Consider the following 17,350-nt stretch of genomic DNA (forward strand, 5'->3'; position numbering starts at 1 on the left):
CTGGAGAGCTGGTTCACTTCGACAGCAAGCGGCTCCCGTTGATCAAGGGCGAAGATCAGACGCTGCCACGCGAGTATCTGTTCGTCGCCATTGATGATTATTCCCGGGAACTCTATGCAGGGGTATTCCCGGACAAGACACAACACAGTGCCGAACTCTTTCTGCGTCAGGTGGTCGATGAATGCCCTTACACCATCGAATACACCTACTCAGACAACGGCAAAGAATTTAAAGGCACTGGCGAACATGCTTTCGTCAAGGCTTGTAACGAACTCGGTATCGGCCAGAAGTTTACGCGGATCAGCCGGCCCCAGACCAACGGCAAAGCCGAGCGTGTTATCCGCACAATCATGGAGATGTGGCATCAGCAGGAGACGTTCAAAGATCGTAAGAACCGCCATTTCAGCCTGCTGCGCTTCATCAACTTTTACAACACGGTCAAGCCCCACAAGGGCATTGACGATCTAACGCCATACGAAAAATTGCTGGATCATTTCTATGGCTTAAAAGTGTAAACAACGCGTTCAGATCTAACACTTAAGACTTGAAGGTGAAATTGGCTACCGTGCCAATGACCTCGATAAGTTTACATATGACGGCGTAGGCACTTTCAAAATCGATGGTGACGTTACGACTCTTTCGTTGATGGGGAATATGTTTGTTGATTTCATGCCCAATGAATTCTTTTCCCCCTTTGTCGGTTTCGGCCTCGGTTTTGCCAATGTTGAAGGGGATATTGACGGCTTTGGCAGCGAAGACGATGACGTTTTTGCCTATCAGGTAGCTGTTGGCGGCACTTATGCAGCCAATAAACAGGTATCTCTAGATGTGCAATATCGCTATTTTGCCACGGAAGACCCGGATTTTGAGGGACTGGATTCAGAATATCAGTCTCATAACGTTCTGGTTGGTCTACGCTTCAACTTCTAAATCTTAATGACCCGCTACCTGAATTTTCCGCGCCCGATTTGGGCGCGGATTTTTTTCCGAAAGTGTTTATCGCGGGCATTCTTAACTCTCATGAGGTTTTTGCCCTTAATCCGCCAGGAGAGAATTTTGCCATGCATCGGTTACGTTTTTTAATTGTTGGTCTGATCGTTTTTCTGGCCGGCTGCGCTTCCTGGTATGCGAAAGTGCAACCGGGGTTTGACTGGAGCCAGGTCTCGTCTGTCGCCTTGCAGGGGCCGGAAAATGACAGGTATGGCGACCTGCTGGCGGCGGCAGAGGACGAACTGACGGGGATGGGTTACGAGGTGTTGAGGGGGGAATCGTCCACGGCACAGATGCGGGTGCATTTTACCGTGGGTGAAGGTCTTGATGTCGATGAGACGGGGCGCCGTTTTATGCGGCCGAAGAGTCTACATGTCCGTTTTTACGACACAGCCGATCAGTCACTTGTCGCGGAAAACAGTTATTTTCTGCTCCCTTCGGAAGATCCGAGCCAGGGGGTGAAAGCCCTTTTTGACGGCATCCGCAAAAAACAGGCGCAGCGCCCCCCAAGTGCGTCAACGGAGAAAACCTCAACCTCGGCAGCGGCACCGTCTGAATCCGACCCTCCTCCGCCGAAACCGGAGCCGACCACCGAGGCGCCTGATTCGGCCTACCCGATTGAAGAGCCTTCGCCCTGGGTGCCGCGCTTCAAGTCCTGGGGATTTGATGAGTGGGGACAGTAGGAAGGATCATGAGTAAAACCAACCCACGATTCATGGCACTTTTTCTCGAACTTTTTGAATCCCTGCCAAGGCAGGGGCCGGGCAGCCGGGCCTGCGCCGAGAGGGCGCTGCGTCTTTGCCGGGAGTTGCCGCCGGTCCCGAGGATTCTCGATCTGGGCTGCGGTACGGGGGCGCAGACGCTTTACCTGGCTGAGCTCACCGCCGGATCTATCCTGGCCATTGACAGCCATGCCCCCAGCATTGAACGGCTGCGGCAGACTCTGGCCGAGCGCGGGCTTTCGCGCCGTGCCAAGGCCCAGGTCGGCGATATGGCGCAGCTGGAACTGCCAACAGCGAGTTTCGATCTCATCTGGTCGGAGGGGGCGCTCTACAATATCGGCATAGAGATGGCGCTGCCCATCTGCCTCGAACTGCTACGGCCGGGGGGATACCTCGCCTTTACCGATGCGGTCTGGCGCCGGGAAAACCCGCCGGAAGAGGTCAGGGCCGCCTTCGAGCAGGAGGGGGTAACTCTGGGCTGGGCGGCGGAGGTGGCGGCTGCCATCACCCAGGGCGGCTTCGAGCTGCTCGATCACTTCACCCTGCCTGACGCGGCCTGGTGGGATGATTTCTACACGCCCATGTTGGCCCGTATCGAAGCCATGCGTCACCAGTACGCCAATGACCGCGAGGCGCTGACTATTTTGGATGAAATCGCCAAAGAGCCGGAAATGCACCGTCACTATGCTAACTATTACGGCTACGAGTTTTTTGTCGCCCGCCGGCGCTGATACCGGCCGGACCCACATCCCTCCTGCCTCAAATCCCTTTATTGAATCACTGTTTCAAGTCTGAACACCGGTCTCAGACCACATGGGGCCGGTCCTGTCGGCGTCGTTTGGTGTAGTAGGAAAAGATGGCGATAAGGACGCCGGTGCCCATGAGGACGCCGCCGGCCAGAGCCATACTGGCGCCGGGATCGTAGTTGATGGTGAGCACGGAAGAGGTGCGCACGATGGGTTGCAGAGGCCGCAGGTTAAGGCCTTGTTCAACGAGGGTGGCGGGCGGGCCCTGACGCAGGAAGTACCAGCCCTGCCAGCGGAGCTGGCCGTCGCTGGCCATCAGCTGCAGGTGCAGGGCCGGATTATTCAGGTCGCGGCCCATGGCCACCACGCGTTCGCCTAGACGGCGGGCCGTGGGGAGAAAATCCAGTACGGCGAGGGTGGCGCCACCGGGGAGGATGAGGCGTGTGCCTTCTTGGAGGTCCACGCGGCCGAAGCCCGGGGCGTGAAAGGAAAAGCCGTCGGCTTCCTGCTGGAAGCTGGCGGCCAGGACGATCAGCCCCTGGTGGCTCAGGGGGTGGTTGGTGCGTACCTGCTGGCGAAACATTTCTTTGCCATTTCGCAGCAGGGTCAGCTCGTTGACCATGTCGAGGGGGCGGCGGCCGCTTTCGTCGAAAATGGGCCGGAAGTCGTCGAGGCGCAGACTGAGGTCGGGATGCTGGGGCAGATTCAGGGTTTCGCCCACGGCCAGCAGGTTGCCGGCGGTGCGATAGCCGCTGAACTGGCCCCAGAAGAAGGCGATCACCAGCAGGCAGAAACCGAGGTGGATGAGGTATTCGCCCGTCTTGCGCCAGCGGCTGCGCAGACGCGGCAACCAGTCGAGGAAGCAGCAGAGGGTGTTGATGGCAAAGGCAATGATCAGCAGGGCGGCGACGGGCATCCACAGGGTGAGCAGCGGCGCCTGCCGGGCGGCCGCCGGATAGAAGGCCCCCAGGGTGACGGCATCGAGATCGCCGAAGAGGCGCGGATGGTAGTGCATGATAAGCGAGCCGACCATGATCACCAGGGTGGCCAAGGAAGCCAGCACGATGGCGAGCTTGAGGGAGGTGAGCCACTCCCATATTTTGCTTCGATGTGTGGTCATATCTTTGCTTTCAGGCGAGGTCTTTGGTTTTTTACAGAGGATGATTGCTTTGCAGCAGCAGGCCGATGCCCAGATAGGTGAAGAGGACAAGGGCGAAGCCGGCGACTGAGAGGAGGGCGTAGCCTTCACCCTGCCAGCGTCGCACGAACTTGGCGTGGCACATGCCGGCGTAAAAGAGCCAGACGATAAAGGACCAGACCCCCTTGATGTTCCAGGAAAACCAGTGGCCCCAGGCGACATGGGCCCAGATGCTGCCGCTGACCATGCACAGGGTGAAGAAGACGAACCCGAGCAGGACAGCCTCCTCGTTGTGGCGGCGCAGCAGCTCCCGCGGCGGCATGCTGCGTGGACGCAGGGCGGCAGGGGTCAGGTAGGCCATGGCCACGGAGAAGGCCATGGCGAAGAGGGCGTAGCCCATGAAGGAGAAGGCCACATGCAGGGTGAAGAGGGGCGTGTCGAGAGCCGGGATGAGGGGTGAAATCGTCACCCCGCGTTTTATAGCGGTGCCAAGCAGCGCCAAGGTCACCGCCAGCACGAACAGGCCGGCGGCGCCAATGCGGTAGCGCAGCTCGAAGTAGAGAAAGGTGCCCCCCATGGCCCAGCTGAAGAAGACCAGGGTCGAAAAGAGGTTGGTCACCGGCAGGTAGCCCATTTGCCGCCAGGCGGCGGCCAGGTAGAGGGTCTGCAGAACAAAGGCCGCAATCGTCAAGGCGAGGGCAAACAGGCGCCAGGTTCGGCGCTCGCCGCCGAGCAACCCAAGTTGTACGAGGGCGGCGGTCAGGTAGAGCCCAAGGGCGCCTTGGAGCGGGTACAGGGATTCTAGGGATATCATGATGGCGGTGTCTTCTCCTTTGAGCGGGGGAGAGGCCTGCCCCCTGAGGATTCCTAAAGGTCAATCGAGGCCGAATCGTTTCATTTTGCGCCACAGGGTGCTTTTGTTGATGCCGAGCGCTTCGGCGGCTTCCCCTTTTCGGCCACCGCACTGGGCCAGCACCTGCAGGATGTGGTTCCTCTCGGCTTCTTCCATGGCTAGCGGTTTGCCCTCGCCGGTCTGGGACGGGACGGGCGCCATGCCGCCCAAAAGGAGGGTGTCCGGGCCGAGAGTGTCGTCCCGGGTCAGAATCAGGGCCCGCTCGATGATATTCTCCAGTTCGCGCACATTGCCGGGAAAGACGTATCCCTGCAGACGGGCCAGCCCCTCGGGACTGATGTCCCTGACGCGGGGATTGATGTGGCGGTACTTTTCGAGGAAATGGCCGGCCAGCAGAGGGATATCCTCGCCTCGTTCCCGCAAGGGGGGGATATGCAGGGTCACAACGCTGAGTCGGTAGTAGAGGTCGCTGCGGAAGAGGTCGCTGCGGGCGGCTTCGGCCAGATCGATGTTGGTAGCGGCAATGAGGCGCACATCGACGGGGACGGGGCGACTGCTGCCGACGGGATGAACGAGGCGCTCCTGCAGAACGCGCAGCAGCTTGACCTGGAAGTTGGCGTTGGTGGTGCCGATCTCGTCCAGCAGCAGGGTGCCCTTGTCGGCCAGCTCGAAATAGCCGCTACGCCGGGCCGTGGCGCCGGTAAAGGCCCCTTTTTCGTGACCGAAGAGTTCGCTTTCGAGCACCCCTTCGGCCAGGGCGCCGCAATTCACGGGGACGAAGGCCTCTTCGACCCGCGGGCTGTGCCGGTGGATAAAGCGAGCCAGCACCTCCTTGCCAACCCCCGTCTCTCCCTGAATGAGGACGTTGCTGTCCGTCATCGCCACCCGGCGCGCCAGCTCCAGCAGCTCTTCCATGCGGGCGTTGCGGGTCAGGGGGGTACCCTGTTCCTGTCCGCGCTGCCGTTCCTGCCGCAGGCGATCGACCTGGTTTTCCAACGCCCGCTCCTTGAGGGCGCGCGCGATGCGCATCTGCACGTCATCGGGCTCGAAGGGTTTGGCGATATAGTCGTAGGCTCCCTTTTTGACAGCGGCGACGGCGTTGTCGAGGGAGGAAAAGCCGGTGATGATAAAGACGATGATGGCCGGGTTGATTTCATGGGCTTTGGCCATCAGCTCAAAGCCGTTGAGTCCAGGCATCTTGAGGTCCGTAAGGAGCAGGTCGGTTCCCTGACTGCGGAGATGGCGCAGGCCATCTTCACTGTTGGTATAAGTGCTGACCCGGTAGTTTTCGTTCAGCATGCGTTCCAGAATGCGACAGGTCAGCGGGTCGTCATCGACGACCAGAATGCGGATTTTGTCACTCATGGTCAATACATTCCCTTGGGCAGTCGCACGGTGAAGGTCGCCCCGTGGCCCGGCGTCGATTCCACCTCGATGGTCCCCCCCTGGCTCCGTACGATTCCGTAGCTCACCGACAGGCCAAGTCCCGTGCCTTTGCCCACTTCCTTGGTGGTGAAGAAGGGGTCGAAAATCTTGCGCAGGTTTTCGGCGGGGATGCCGCTCCCCTCGTCGCGGATGTGTACCGTCAGCCGCTGTCCTTCGTCGGCGCAGCTGATGTGCACCGTGCCGCCGTCGGGCATGGCGTCGAAGGCGTTAAGCAGCAGATTGACGAAAACCTGCTGAATCTGGTGGCCGTCCACCCGCACGTAGGGAAAGCTGGAATCGGGGGTGTAGTCGATGCGGATATTCCCCTTCTCACGACGGATACGCACCAGGCCCAGCGCTTCTTCGAGCAATGCGTTGATGTCCTGCAAGGCCAGGTTGGGATGCTGTTTGCGGGCGAAGCTGAGCAGGCCGCCGATGATGCGGCTGCACTTGCCAGTCTGGTCGGTGATGTCGGCCAGGTCCTGGCGTAGAGCGACGCTGTCCAGGTTGCCGCTGTCCAGCTCCTTGCCTGCCAGGCTGGCCAGCGCCTGGATATTGCCGAGAGGGGTATTGAGTTCATGGGCGAGGCCTGCAGCCATTTCTCCCACCGAGGCGAGTTTTTCCGTATGGCAGATCTGCTGCTCGATACGGGCCTGTTCTTCCAGGTTGCTCTGCAGGGTGTCGGCCATGCGGTTGATTTCGTCGGCGAGAAAACCGACCTCGTCACGGCTGTCGATACGGATGCGATGACCCAGATCCTGGCTCAGGCGGTGGGTGCCGTCGATGACCGCCTGGAGGGGGCGGGTGAGCGAACGGGCGTAGAAGCCGGCGGCCACGACAGTGAAAAGCAGCACCACGGCGGTGGAGAGGAAGATGCGCTGCTTCAGAGTCGATAGTGGGGCGAGAAAAAAATCGCGGCTGGCGTTGACCACCACCACCCAGCCATGGCGAGGGTCGTCATAGGGGGAGTAGAAGCGGTGGGCGAGGATATCCCCCGTGTCGGGGTGAAAGGTCACCCCTTGTGGTTCGGACATCCAGGCGGCGGTGATTTCGGCCGGAAATTGCTGGAAAGCCGTGATGTCGCTGCCGGTCTGGTTGCCAAATTGGCAGGTGCTGTCCTGATGAAAGAGGTAGATGCCGTTGCGCGCCGGCTGGTCGAGATTGCGCTCGACCAGAAAAGCGGCGCCCTCTTGCGGCGAGATCAGCTGGTTGATGAGGCTGCCGGCTGTGTCCCCCCAGACGTTGATGATGATGGCGCCGGCGCGGCGGCCATCCGGCAAAAACAACGGCGTCGAGAAGCGCACCATGGCCGGACACCAGTATTCTTCCCCCTCGACCTTGCCGCGCTCCATGTTGGAGATCCAGACCTCTCCCTGTTGCAGCACCATGGTTCCCTGGAAAAAATCCCGGTTCTTGAGTGATTCCACCAACGGCGGCCCTTGGGTTGCGCCTTTGTTCTTCTGCGGCGGGATGACCACGCCTTCACGGACCTTGACCAGGACGTTTCCGTCTTCATCGAGCAGGCGGATAGCCTGGATGCTGGGGTCGAGCTGCTGAAAGTCGAGGAAACTCTCCTCCAGGCGGCCGAGAACTTCGGACCAGGCTGCCGCCTTCCCCTCGGTGCGCCAGCGCAGATAGTTGTGGACACCCGGGGTGGCGGTGATCGTCATGAGAGTGGTTTTGGAGCGCCCGACCAGCTGTTGCAGACTGTGGACGGAATGATCGGCCAGCTCGCCGATCTGCCGGGTGCTGTTGCCGCGCAGAATATCGGCGGTGGCGGTGAGGGTGAGCACCGTGAACAGGAGGAGCGAAGGGATGGCCAGGCCGAGCATGGCCAGCAGGGTCTTGCGGCTGATGGTCAGTCTTCTCATGCAGGTGCCTCGTATCGGTCGAGCGGTAAAGGGTTGCAAGGATTGCAAAATGCAATCTCATGCTGCCCCAATTGCAATGCAAAATGCAATATTTAAATTCGCTGGCCAAGGTAGTGCAATTGAAATCCCTTCAATACCAAGTAGTTGGAAAGAATTGAGGGGATGGCACGTCTTCTGAATGAAGTATTAGGTAAGGAAACCGCCCGGAGATTCTGCCAAACCGGGAAAACAGCGCTATAATCATTAACATCGTCTTATTGTTTAGCCGTACGATCAAAAAGGAGGCTCCCGTGTCCAATGTCAGAAGAATTTTCGTCAAGCGTCTCGGGGCGGTGGTGGCCGCGGCGGCTGCGACCGTGGCTACCGTCAGCCCGGCCCGGGCATTTTCCACCCGTAACCCGGGACGTGACGCCAAGGATCCCCGCTATGTCGGGCAGGAAGGCAAACGCTGGGGGATGGTCATCGACCTCTCCAAGTGCATCGGTTGTCAGGCCTGCACGGCGGCCTGCAAGGCGGAAAACACCATCCCCGATCGGGTCTTCCGCACCTGGGTGCCGGAATACGAGCTGGGACGCTACCCCAGGGTGCGCAAGGCTTTTCTGCCACAGCTCTGCAACCACTGCGAAAAACCCTCCTGCGTTTCGGTCTGCCCCACCGGCGCCACCTTTGCCCGTAAGGACGGTGTCGTCGTGGTCGACAGCAAAATCTGCTGGGGTTGCGGCTACTGTCTTAACGCCTGTCCTTACGACAAGCGCTATTTCAATCCCCTGACCCAGGTCGCCGACAAGTGCACCTACTGCGCCCACCGCATCGACGAAGGACTGCTTCCGGCCTGCGTCGAGTCCTGTGTCGGCGGCGCCCGCATCTTCGGTGATCTCAACGATCCTAAAAGCGAGGTGTCCCGTCTGGTCTCCAGCGCCCCGAGCGCGGTGCTCAATCCCGCCTCCGGCACGCGACCCCAGACCTACTACCGGAACCTGGCCGGCGAGTTGCAGGCGCAACCGCCGGGACCGCCGATCCTGGATGATCTGGCTCGCAAGCGCGACGGCCTGCCCGCCGCCGAATGGACGACCAAGGCTTAGGAGGCACCCTCATGGATATGATGCAGACCGTCAATACCCTCGCGTCGATCACCCCGGCCCGGCCCTGGGGGCTCGATATTCCCAACTACTTCTGGTTCACCGGCAGCAGCGCCGCCGCCTTCATCGTGTCGAGCTTCGCTCACGTTTTCGGCATGAAGAAGTTCAAGCCCATTGCCGGTTTTTCCCTGCTGGTCGCCTTTGTGCTGCTGGTGGCGGCGCCGCTGAACCTCATCGATGATCTGCGCCAGCCCGGGCGCCTGATCAACTTTTTCCTCTACGGCTGGGAGAATTTCGGGACCTCGCCGATGAAATGGGGGGTGCTGCTGCTGGCGGCCTATCCCATCCTCATTCTGGCCGAGGCCCTGGTGCTCTACCGCCCCTTTCTGGTGCGGCGGCTCCAGGAGGCAAACAGCGGCCTGAGCCGTGCCTTTTTTAAGGCCATGACCCTGGGACGCACTGACCTGTCGGAGGAGGCCCTGCACAAGGATGAACGCTTAGGCTTCATCCTCGGTGCCGTTGGCATCCCGCTGGCCCTGTGCGTGCACGGCTACACCGGCTATATCCTCGGCGTCGTCCACTCCAGTCCTCTGTGGCACACGCCGCTGATGCCGATCCTGTTCCTCGCCTCGGCCATGGTCTCAGGCACCGGGCTGCTGCTGGTGCTGCTGCCGGTGGCCCAACGTTTCTTCACCGCGACGGGGCGAATCGACGGGGAAGTGATGACCGCCCTGGCTCGCCTGCTCGGCTGGTCCATCATCATCGACCTGGTGGTGCGCTTCTTCTGGCTGACATTCGCCGTCGCCTTCAACAGCGCTGAACGCTACCGGCTGATGGACTTTTTCAGCCATCACTTCCACGAGATCGTCTGGGTGGAATATGTCCTCTGTCTGTTGATCCCCATGGTCATCGCCTTTTCCCGCCTCGGCCGAAAACTGCCCTGGCAGGTCGCCATCGGCCTGGTGGCGGCGGCGGGCGTCTGGCTGTTCCGCTGGAACACGGTCATCGGCGGCCAGACCATCGGCAAGACGACGGCGGGGCTGCTCAGCTACCATCCCCACCTCTTCGGCGCCGGCAGTGTCGGGGCGGTGGTGGCCAACTGGCTGCTCTTTGTGGCCCTGCTCTGCGCTGTCCTGCTGGTTTTCCCCTGGGATGAAGAGATGGATCGTCATTACGGAAAGGAACTGGAGTCATGAAACAGAGCCGACGGAAATTCCTCAAGATCACGGGGCTGGCCACGGCGGCCGGCGCCGCTGTAGGTTATAGCGACACCCTGACGGCCGCGGCGCGCCTGAGCCGGCGGGGCAACCCGGCACCCGACGCCATCTACGGCAATGCCCCCGCGCCCGAGGCCCGCATCGACGCAGATGGCCAGGTGAAGCCCAATGCCGATTTTACCGTGGCCAGTACCGTGTGTATCGGTTGCACGACCCAGTGCGGCGTGCGGGTCAAGGTGGACAACAAGAGCGGCACGGTGGTGCGGGCGGCCGGCAATCCCTATCATCCTCTGTCCAGCGATCCCTGGCTCCCCTATGAGACCCCTCTGCGCGACAGCCTGCGCTGGACCTCGAACTACGGCGAAAGCGGCCTGGAGAACCGCTCGACGGCCTGCGCCCGCGGCAACGTCGTCTTCGACAAGATTCACGACAAATTCCGGGTCCTCACCCCGCTGAAGCGGGCGGGCAAGCGCGGCGAGGACAAATGGATCCCCATCTCGCCCGAGCAGCTCATCGAGGAGGTGGTCGGTGGCGGCGACCTCTTTGGCGAAGGGCATGTAGACGGTCTGGCGGCCATCCGTGATCTGGAGACGCCCATCGATCCGGCCAATCCCGAATACGGCACCGTCGCCAACCAGTTGGGCATTCTGGGGACCACCGACGAAGGGCGTAAGGATTTCATGGTCTTTCGCTTTTTGCAGGCCTTTGGCAGCAAAAATTTCTCGGGCCACTCTTCCATTTGCGGCCTCTCCATGCGGGCCGGCAACGCCGCCTTTTTGAGCGACTTCAATAAATATCCTCATCTCAAGCCGGATTTTGAGCACTGCGAGTATCTCATCAACTTCGGCACCTCGCCCGGGCAGGCGGGCAATCCCTTCAAGCGCCAGGGTAAGCTGCTGGCCCGGGCCCGCAGCGAAGGTAACTTGCATTACGTTACCGTGACCCCCATGCTCACCAACAGCGACAGCATCGCCGCCGGTGAGCGCTCCCGCTGGCTGCCTATTCGTCCGGGCGGCGACCTTGCCCTGGCCATGGGGATGATCCGCTGGATTATCGACAACAACCGGCACAACAGCGCCTATCTCAGTGTGCCAAGCAAGGCCTCGATGGAGCGGGTGGGCGAGCCGAGCTTCACCAATGCCAGCCATCTGGTTGTGGTCGCCCCGGGCCATCCCCTCGAAGGACGTATGCTCAAGGCCTCCGATGAGGCCGAGAAGGAGGACGTTCTGGTCATAGACGGCATTGATGGTCAACTCAAGACGGCGGACCAAGTCGATGCGGCCCGCCTGGAGGTGGATGAGACGATCGTCTATCAGGGCGAGCAGCTGGCGGTGAAGTCGTCCTTTACCCTGCTCAAGGAATCGGCCTTCCGCTTTACGCTGGATGAGTACGCCAGGGAGTCGGGTATCCCGGCCGAGGAGATTGCCGAGCTGGCCCATGAGTTTACCAGCCACGGCCGCAAAGTCGCCGTTGACTGCCATGGCAACACCATGCACACGACCGGTTTCTACACCACCTGGGCCATCTTGTCCCTGTCGGCCCTGGTGGGGAGCCTCAACTACCAGGGGGGGATGAGTGCCGGCGGCGGCAAGTTCAAGGATATGAAGGGCGCCGCTTACGATCTCACGGCTTATCCCGGTAAACCCAAGCAACCCGGCATCCGTATCGACCGTACCCGCATCGCCTATGAAAAGACCAGTGAGTTCAAGCGCAATCAGGCCTCTGGCCAGCCCTATCCGGCCAAGGATCAGTGGTATCCGTTTACCAACGCCATTGAGACGGGGCTGATCACCGGCTCGATCAATCGTTATCCCTATCCGCTCAAGGCGCTGATCAGCTGGAACGCCAACTTCGTCTATGGTGAATCGGGCGGGGAGAACACGTTAGTTGAGGCCCTCAAAGATCCCAAGGCCTCCATCCCCCTGATTATCGCTATCGACCCCTTTATCAACGAATCTTCCCGACTGGCCGATTACATCGTCCCCGACAGCGTGCTCTACGAAACCTGGGGCGAACTCAACCCCTGGGGGGCCTGGCTGACCAAGACCAATGCCGTGCGTTACCCCGTGGTGGCGCCGCGCCAGGTGGCTTTCGCCAACGGTGAACCGGTGTGCATGGACAGTTTCGTCATCGAAGTGGGCAAGAAACTTGGTCTCCCCGGGTTCGGACCCAAGGCCATCAAGGCCGCCGACGGCAGCCTGCACCCGCTGGAGCGCCCCGAAGACTTCTATCTGCGTCTCTTCGAGAATGTCGCCCTGGACGGCAAGCCGGTCCCCGATGCCGATGATGAAGAGATCCGCCTGGCTGGCCTGCAGGACTATGTGCCGCGTCTGCGCCGGGTCAGCCCGCAGAACTGGCGCAAGATCGCCTATGTGATGGCCCGCGGCGGCCGCTTCGAAGGAAAGGAAGGGGCCTACAAGGGGGCCCATCTGGCCAAGAAGTATGGGGGAATGATCAGCGTCTACAACGAGATCGTCGGCACCAGCCGCAGCGCCCTGACGGCGGAGAAATACAGCGGCGTTCCCACCTTTTACGCCGCGCGACTGGTCAAAGGCGAGCCTCTGGCCAAACGCTATCCCCGGGCGGAATATCCGCTGACGGCCTTCAGTTTCAAGTCCAACGTGGTCTCCACCCCCAATACGGCCTCGTCTCGCCTGCGGGACCTGCGCTACACCAGTACCATCGATATCGCCGCCCGCACGGCCGAAAGCCTGGGGTTTGCCCATGGCGATGTCGTCGAGCTGACCTCTCCCGGCGGGCGTATCGAGGGGCTTTTGCGGGTGCGTGAAGGGATGCATCCGGAGGCCATCGGCGTCGAACACGGCTTCGGCCGCAGCGGCGAAGGGGCGATAACCGTGCAGATCGGCCAGGAGACTCTGGAAGGATTGCGCTTCCGCAAGAGCGGCGCCTGTATCAACCTGCTGGGCTTTGCCGATCCCGATCGGCCTGGACAGATTGCCCTGTCCGACTTTGCCGTCGGTTCCAACTCACGTCAGGTGATTCCGGTGCGCATTCGCAAGCTGTCGGCCTGAGGTCGTTAGCACCGTCTGCTATGTCTGCGTAAAAATTTGGCCCCCTCATGCCTTGGCGCATGCAGGGGGCCAAATTTATGTAAAGGTGGGAAGAGCTGCTGGTGTCGGCACCCTTAACGGGCAAAGACCCTTTTCAGCAGGTCGGTGGTGCGGGCGGCGGGGTTGGCGCGGATCTCCTTTTCCTCGGCGGCCAGCATGGTGAAAAGGCCGTTCAGCCCCTGCTCGGCAACATAATCGTCGAGATTGAAATTGGATTTGGGCGTCAGGGGAAGAGCGTTGTAGGTAGTCATGAGCTGGTTGTACTGCTGGTAGAGGCCCACCTCGCCCATCTTAGCCTGAATGATGGGCAAAAAACGCCCGTGCAGTTCGTCGGAGGTTTGCGCCCGAAAGTAGTCGGTCGCGGCGGTGTCGCCACCGCGCAGAATGCCGAGGGCGTCGCTGAGGGTCATCCGGGAGACGGCATTGAGGAGGACGGGTTTGGCTTCGGCGGTGGCCTTTTCGGCGGCGCGGTTCATGGCCAGCTCCATGGCGTCGACCTGGCTGGCGAAACCGATAGTCCGCAGGGTGGTGGCCATGGTGGTCAGTTCGGGCGGCATGGCGATGCGAATGAGCTGGTTGCCCCAGAAACCGTCGGGCTGGGAGGTGGCGGCGACGGCTCGCTCGGAACCGACCGTGAGGGCTTCCTTGAGTCCGGCGGCGATGGTGGCTTCGTCCATATCGCTGCCGGCGCCGTTGGTCGACAGAGCCCGCAGTACGTTGCCGGCCAGCTCGCCGCCCGTCATTTCCGCACAGCCGGCCAGAAGCACAAGCAGGATAAGGGAACACAGGCTGAGAAAAACGGATGGGCGCATGGGAATCTCCTGGAAAAGGGTGAACGATCTGGTTGTCCTTAAAGAAAAGATACCCATATCTCAGAGAAAAAAACAGGGTCAAGCAGCAATAGTTTACAACATAGCACACCGGTTTTAATCTGACGACCGGACAGCGACATCCGCGATTATTGGTGGAAAAATTTCGATATGGTGCCTCTCGGGGTTGACTTTTGGTATCCAGATAGGGCAAAAACGAACAAGTTTTCTTGCACAGGTTTCACCACAGGCAAGCCCGTGCTCACCATATTCCAACGGTGTTACGTCGTTTATGAACGCTATCTGGTTGACAACCCAAGAACAGCGCCGCCTCAGGCGCCGCAAACGCCGACTGCAGCTTTCGGTCCTCCTCTTTTTTCTGGCGCTGCCGGGTCTCCTGCTGACGGCGCTGCCCCGTTCTTCATCCTCTGCTCTTCCGGGCCCTGGCTTTGACGCCAGCTCTCCTGTCCTGTCGCCAACTCCGATTGTCGAGGCCCCGGCCCCGCCGCCCGTGCCGGATCATATTCGCAGTCGCGATATCGCGCCCGGCGACACCCTGAGTTCGATCTTCGACCTGGTGGGGATAGGTCAGAGCACCATGTATCAGATTCTGGCCGCTGACGAACAGCTGTTGGCTCTCGATACCCTTCGCCCCGGCAACCGGCTGACTTTTACCCTCGATGAGCAAACCGGCGAGTTGGCCAACATGGAGCTCTATATCCACCCGGGTAAGAGGGTGATGTATCACCGTGTGGATGGAGCGACCTTTGATTACGAGGAGATCGTCCTGCCGGGTGAATGGATGCCAGAGTTTCTGGATGGCACCATCAGCGGCAGTTTTTATCTGTCGGCCAAAAATGTCGGCCTGAGTGAAAATGAAACGGTCAACATCGCTGACCTCTTTCGTGACCAGCTCAACTTTGCTCGGGATATCCGTGCCGGCGACACCTTTCAGGTCGTGCGCAGCCAGCAGTTCGTCAACGGGGAATGGACGGGGCAGAGCCGAATCGAAGGGGTACGCCTTTTTCGGGGCAAGCGGCTCTACAGCGCCTTCCTCTTCGAGGACGGCAACTATTACGATCACAAGGGGGAAAGTCTGGCCCGCGCCTTCAGGCGTTATCCCACGCAGGGCCAGTATCGTGTCAGTTCTGCCTTCAGTCGGACCCGCCGTCATCCCGTCACTGGACGGGTGTCTCCCCATAACGGCGTCGATTTCGCCATGCCCACCGGCACTCCGGTGCTGGCCACGGGCGATGGTGTGGTCACCCGTGTGCAGAATCACCCTTTTGCCGGCAAATACGTCGAGATCCAGCACGGCAGCCATTACACCACCCGCTACCTGCACCTGAGCCGGTCTCTCGTCAGGCGGGGTCAGACAGTGCAGCGGGGTCAGCGCATCGCTCTTTCGGGCAACACCGGTCGTTCTACCGGGCCTCACCTGCATTTCGAGCTGCACACCAAGGGCCGTCCGGTCAATCCCCTTACGGCCAGCATCCCCATGGCCTCGGCCGTGCCCAAAGGCAAGCTGGCCCAGTTTAACGAACGGGTCAATGAGGTGGTGGCCCTGATGGCGGTTCCCTCCCAGCGCATCGCCCAGCCGGCGGTGGCATCGGATTCGCCCAGGCAGTTGGCCGAGCAGGCCCATCAGACGGCGACGGTCGCAGCGCCATCCTCCTGAGCCGCTGCCCCTGCCGAGGCAGGCAACGCCGGTTGTCCCTTTACACAAAAAAGAGGGCTGCACCTGTTGGGGTACAGCCCTCTTTCTCTGTTTGGCGGGAGCAGATGGGAATCGAACCCACCGGGGACGGGATACGCCCCCCACCGGTTTTGAAGACCGGGAGCGTCACCAGACTACTACCTACTCCCTTAAGGTGACGGAAATTTATTCTCAGGGGCGGATGATGCGCCCCGCTTTGCTAAGCGTTTCCACGGTGTCGAGCATGTTGGTCGCCCGCCCGACCGCAAGGCTTTCCTTCAGGTCGAAGAATTCGAGACAGAGTCCACAGGAGGCGATGTCGGCTCCCCGGTCGGCGAGGCGCGCCAGCGCTTCGAGAACGTCCGAACCCTTTGTGGTCAGTTTGACGCCAGCGTTGACAAAATAGAGCGCATCGGGAACGGGATTGATCTCGAGCAGGGTAAAGATGAAGTTTTTCATCAAAATATGCCCGAGTTCATCGTCGCCGCTGCCCATTTTGTCCGAACTGACGAAGACCACGGTTTTGCCGTGGACGGCCGGTTCCGAGGTGGCGGCTTCCTGTATTGCCCCTGCGGTGATTTCCAGCGCGAAGCCCCCTTCGGTTGCGGTAGCGATGACGGAGCGCCCTAAGCTTTCGGCTAGACGGCTTACGTTTTGACGGGCAGTCTCGTCGCTGACCAGAACGCGTTGGCTGGCGGCGGGGTTGGCCAGCAGGACCTTGCGTGTCTCTATCACCGGCTGGGGGCATTTTTTGCCGCGGCAATCCAGGGTGTCCATGGTTGTTCCTCTCGAATCCGTTTAAAACGCTGCTATACTAGTCTCTCGTTGCGTGATTTGCAAGCAGGTTTTGCCCTTTGTAAAGGAGTGGTCAAGATGGCTCGTTGGACAGGTGTTCTGGTGCTGCTGGTGGTGATGATGGCGCTGCCGGTCCAAGCGGAGGAGACGGCGGTGACGCAGAGCCGCGCCCTCGTGGGCGCCTTCATGGTGGAGTTGAAGGGGGAGTTGGAGTCGGCGATCCGCTCTCAGGGGCCAGCCGAGGCGGTGAGTGTCTGCCAGCGCCGGGCCCCGGCCATTGCCGCGCGGCTATCCCAGGAATCAGGCGGGAAGGTTGCCCGCACCAGCCTGTGGCTGCGCAATCCGGCCAATGCTCCGGATGCCTGGGAGCGACAGGTACTGGAGCGTTTCGAACAGCTGCGGGAGCAGGGGATGGATCCGACCTCTCTGGAGTATAGTGAGGTGGTGTCGACTGATGGTCGATCGGAGCTGCGGTACATGAAGGCCATTCCCACGGGTTCGATCTGCCTGCTCTGCCATGGCCAGGATATCGATGCCGATGTACAGAAAGCGTTGACGCGTCTTTACCCGCAGGATCAGGCGACAGGGTTTTCGCCGGGCGATATCCGTGGCGCCTTCACGGTAACAAGACCATTGAACGGTAAGGGGGAGTGACCATGCGAAAATTGTTGGGAGTGATCGCGCTGGCCTTGGCGCTGGCTGGCTGCGGGGACCGGGCCAAGGATCTCTATGAGACCGCCGTGCTGGAGGAGAAACAGTTCAATCAGACCCAGGCCGTGCGGCTGTACACGGAATTGGTGGAAAAATATCCGGCTTCCTCTTATGCCGCGCGGGCTCAGGAAAGACTGAAGGAGCTGGCCGCTGAGGAACAGCAGCCCTGATTTACCCGCTGTTCCGTTCCAGAAGAAGAGGCCCTGCCGTCATGAAGCGGCAGGGCC

At 60.7% G+C, this 17,350-nt stretch carries 15 protein-coding genes, 1 tRNA gene and 1 pseudogene; 10 read left to right on the top strand and 7 right to left on the bottom strand.

The features are described 5' to 3' along the window. From MJO47_RS08240 to MJO47_RS08255, 4 genes and pseudogenes are all read left to right on the top strand, one after another. Nucleotides 1–515, top strand: a 515-nt coding sequence (locus MJO47_RS08240) for an integrase core domain-containing protein (protein ID WP_253960665.1), incomplete at its 5' end; no start/stop codon positions are given. A 34-nt stretch (nucleotides 516–549) separates the two neighbouring features. Next, nucleotides 550–930: pseudogene (locus MJO47_RS08245) on the top strand (outer membrane protein); the annotation flags it as partial. Nucleotides 931–1,061: 131 nt separating this feature from the next. Then, nucleotides 1,062–1,673, top strand: coding sequence for a hypothetical protein (locus tag MJO47_RS08250; protein WP_253960666.1), 612 nt, complete (start codon nucleotides 1,062–1,064; stop codon nucleotides 1,671–1,673). Nucleotides 1,674–1,681: 8 nt separating this feature from the next. Further along, nucleotides 1,682–2,443 (top strand): class I SAM-dependent methyltransferase, encoded by a 762-nt coding sequence (locus MJO47_RS08255; protein ID WP_253960667.1) that lies wholly within the window; start codon nucleotides 1,682–1,684, stop codon nucleotides 2,441–2,443. A 73-nt stretch (nucleotides 2,444–2,516) separates the two neighbouring features. Here MJO47_RS08255 and MJO47_RS08260 read toward each other — a convergent pair whose 3' ends face one another. Genes MJO47_RS08260 through MJO47_RS08275 form a run of 4 tightly spaced genes read right to left on the bottom strand, consistent with a single transcriptional unit; the run spans nucleotide 2,517 to nucleotide 7,745 of the window. Continuing rightward, a complete protein-coding gene (locus MJO47_RS08260; protein WP_253960668.1) occupies nucleotides 2,517–3,578 on the bottom strand; it encodes a cytochrome c biogenesis protein ResB in 1,062 nt (353 codons plus the stop codon). Between the two features lie 31 nt (nucleotides 3,579–3,609). Next, entirely contained in the window at nucleotides 3,610–4,410 is an 801-nt protein-coding gene (gene ccsA, locus MJO47_RS08265; RefSeq protein ID WP_253960669.1) for a cytochrome c biogenesis protein CcsA, read from the bottom strand. A 60-nt stretch (nucleotides 4,411–4,470) separates the two neighbouring features. Then, nucleotides 4,471–5,814, bottom strand: a complete 1,344-nt coding sequence (locus MJO47_RS08270) for a sigma-54 dependent transcriptional regulator (RefSeq protein ID WP_253960670.1) — start codon at nucleotides 5,812–5,814, stop codon at nucleotides 4,471–4,473. Nucleotides 5,815–5,816: 2 nt separating this feature from the next. After that, on the bottom strand, nucleotides 5,817–7,745 hold the full coding sequence (locus MJO47_RS08275; RefSeq protein WP_253960671.1) for a sensor histidine kinase: 1,929 nt from the start codon (nucleotides 7,743–7,745) through the stop codon (nucleotides 5,817–5,819). A 290-nt stretch (nucleotides 7,746–8,035) separates the two neighbouring features. Here MJO47_RS08275 and dsrO point away from each other — a divergent pair, with 290 nt between their 5' ends. The 3 genes from dsrO to MJO47_RS08290 are packed head-to-tail and all read left to right on the top strand — an operon-like array spanning nucleotide 8,036 to nucleotide 13,073. Then, the gene (dsrO, locus tag MJO47_RS08280; RefSeq protein ID WP_253960672.1) at nucleotides 8,036–8,827 is read left to right on the top strand and encodes a sulfate reduction electron transfer complex DsrMKJOP subunit DsrO; all 792 of its coding nucleotides are present in this window, start codon (nucleotides 8,036–8,038) and stop codon (nucleotides 8,825–8,827) included. 11 nt (nucleotides 8,828–8,838) lie between these two features. Further along, nucleotides 8,839–10,020 carry an NrfD/PsrC family molybdoenzyme membrane anchor subunit gene (nrfD, locus tag MJO47_RS08285; protein WP_253960673.1) on the top strand — a complete coding sequence of 394 codons (1,182 nt, stop codon included), beginning with the start codon at nucleotides 8,839–8,841 and terminating at the stop codon, nucleotides 10,018–10,020. Further along, nucleotides 10,017–13,073, top strand: a complete 3,057-nt coding sequence (locus MJO47_RS08290) for a molybdopterin-dependent oxidoreductase (RefSeq protein WP_253960674.1) — start codon at nucleotides 10,017–10,019, stop codon at nucleotides 13,071–13,073. Before nrfD ends, MJO47_RS08290 begins: the two co-directional genes overlap by 4 nt. Before the next feature lie 113 nt (nucleotides 13,074–13,186). Here the strand turns inward: MJO47_RS08290 and MJO47_RS08295 are convergent, their stop codons facing one another. After that, entirely contained in the window at nucleotides 13,187–13,924 is a 738-nt protein-coding gene (locus MJO47_RS08295) for a DUF4197 domain-containing protein (protein WP_253960675.1), read from the bottom strand. Between the two features lie 289 nt (nucleotides 13,925–14,213). On the opposite strand from MJO47_RS08295, the gene MJO47_RS08300 reads away from it, so the two are divergent. Continuing rightward, nucleotides 14,214–15,599 (top strand): peptidoglycan DD-metalloendopeptidase family protein, encoded by a 1,386-nt coding sequence (locus tag MJO47_RS08300; protein WP_253960676.1) that lies wholly within the window; start codon nucleotides 14,214–14,216, stop codon nucleotides 15,597–15,599. Nucleotides 15,600–15,691: 92 nt separating this feature from the next. On the opposite strand, the gene MJO47_RS08305 is transcribed toward MJO47_RS08300, so the two are convergent. Together MJO47_RS08305 and yedF are read right to left on the bottom strand one after the other, a co-directional pair. Further along, a tRNA-Sec gene (locus MJO47_RS08305) sits at nucleotides 15,692–15,787 on the bottom strand. Nucleotides 15,788–15,809: 22 nt separating this feature from the next. Beyond that, nucleotides 15,810–16,394 carry a sulfurtransferase-like selenium metabolism protein YedF gene (gene yedF, locus MJO47_RS08310; protein ID WP_253960677.1) on the bottom strand — a complete coding sequence of 195 codons (585 nt, stop codon included), beginning with the start codon at nucleotides 16,392–16,394 and terminating at the stop codon, nucleotides 15,810–15,812. Nucleotides 16,395–16,490: 96 nt separating this feature from the next. Between yedF and MJO47_RS08315 the strand changes: the two genes are divergently transcribed. Continuing rightward, complete coding sequence (locus MJO47_RS08315) at nucleotides 16,491–17,066, top strand: DUF3365 domain-containing protein (RefSeq protein WP_253960678.1); 576 nt, start codon at nucleotides 16,491–16,493, stop codon at nucleotides 17,064–17,066. A 2-nt stretch (nucleotides 17,067–17,068) separates the two neighbouring features. Beyond that, the gene (locus MJO47_RS08320; protein ID WP_253960679.1) at nucleotides 17,069–17,293 is read left to right on the top strand and encodes a hypothetical protein; all 225 of its coding nucleotides are present in this window, start codon (nucleotides 17,069–17,071) and stop codon (nucleotides 17,291–17,293) included. Nucleotides 17,294–17,350 lie beyond the last annotated feature (57 nt).

Origin of the sequence: Desulfuromonas sp. KJ2020 (assembly GCF_024197615.1) — a bacterium.
Classification (GTDB): Bacteria; Desulfobacterota; Desulfuromonadia; order Desulfuromonadales; family SZUA-540; genus SZUA-540.

What these genes read in the sequence shown, in the direction of transcription:
- MJO47_RS08315 (WP_253960678.1), top strand. Translation starts at nt 16,491, where the DNA reads ATGGCTCGTTGGACAGGTGTTCTGGTGCTGCTGGTGGTGATGATGGCG.
- ccsA (WP_253960669.1), bottom strand. Translation starts at nt 4,410, where the DNA reads ATGATATCCCTAGAATCCCTGTACCCGCTCCAAGGCGCCCTTGGGCTC.
- yedF (WP_253960677.1), bottom strand. Translation starts at nt 16,394, where the DNA reads ATGGACACCCTGGATTGCCGCGGCAAAAAATGCCCCCAGCCGGTGATA.
- MJO47_RS08250 (WP_253960666.1), top strand. Translation starts at nt 1,062, where the DNA reads ATGCATCGGTTACGTTTTTTAATTGTTGGTCTGATCGTTTTTCTGGCC.
- nrfD (WP_253960673.1), top strand. Translation starts at nt 8,839, where the DNA reads ATGGATATGATGCAGACCGTCAATACCCTCGCGTCGATCACCCCGGCC.
- MJO47_RS08270 (WP_253960670.1), bottom strand. Translation starts at nt 5,814, where the DNA reads ATGAGTGACAAAATCCGCATTCTGGTCGTCGATGACGACCCGCTGACC.
- MJO47_RS08295 (WP_253960675.1), bottom strand. Translation starts at nt 13,924, where the DNA reads ATGCGCCCATCCGTTTTTCTCAGCCTGTGTTCCCTTATCCTGCTTGTG.
- MJO47_RS08320 (WP_253960679.1), top strand. Translation starts at nt 17,069, where the DNA reads ATGCGAAAATTGTTGGGAGTGATCGCGCTGGCCTTGGCGCTGGCTGGC.
- MJO47_RS08255 (WP_253960667.1), top strand. Translation starts at nt 1,682, where the DNA reads ATGAGTAAAACCAACCCACGATTCATGGCACTTTTTCTCGAACTTTTT.
- MJO47_RS08275 (WP_253960671.1), bottom strand. Translation starts at nt 7,745, where the DNA reads ATGAGAAGACTGACCATCAGCCGCAAGACCCTGCTGGCCATGCTCGGC.
- MJO47_RS08260 (WP_253960668.1), bottom strand. Translation starts at nt 3,578, where the DNA reads ATGACCACACATCGAAGCAAAATATGGGAGTGGCTCACCTCCCTCAAG.
- MJO47_RS08290 (WP_253960674.1), top strand. Translation starts at nt 10,017, where the DNA reads ATGAAACAGAGCCGACGGAAATTCCTCAAGATCACGGGGCTGGCCACG.
- MJO47_RS08300 (WP_253960676.1), top strand. Translation starts at nt 14,214, where the DNA reads ATGAACGCTATCTGGTTGACAACCCAAGAACAGCGCCGCCTCAGGCGC.